Source organism: Microbulbifer sp. 2205BS26-8, assembly GCF_030731025.1.
Lineage (GTDB): Bacteria > Pseudomonadota > Gammaproteobacteria > Pseudomonadales > Cellvibrionaceae > Microbulbifer > Microbulbifer spongiae.
The window spans coordinates 1-252 of the sequence record NZ_JAVAMR010000240.1 but is presented as its reverse complement, the minus strand read 5'-3'; the positions used below and the strand labels follow the sequence as shown (position 1 = coordinate 252).

Annotated in this window: 1 pseudogene; it reads right to left on the bottom strand. The window is 57.5% G+C overall.

The features are described from left to right. Positions 1–252: pseudogene (locus tag Q5Y71_RS17425) on the bottom strand (IS21 family transposase); the annotation flags it as partial.

Below are 252 nucleotides of genomic sequence, written 5' to 3'. Positions count from 1 at the left end.
CCCGCAAAAGGGGCACCGTTACGCAGAGCCTCGGGCTTCCGCTGTGCTACCGCCAGGTAGTGGCGCCAATTGTAAACTGTTTTCCCGGACGCGCTCTTGCCACGGCTAAAAACCCGGACATGCTCCGCTACCACCTGGGCCTCGACAACAAGCACCAACCGCTCCGGGTACACCCGCAGGCTAATGACACAATTCACGAAGTTAGCCGGCACGCTATAGCGGTTGTTTTCAAATGCAATCAGACAGGTAGAG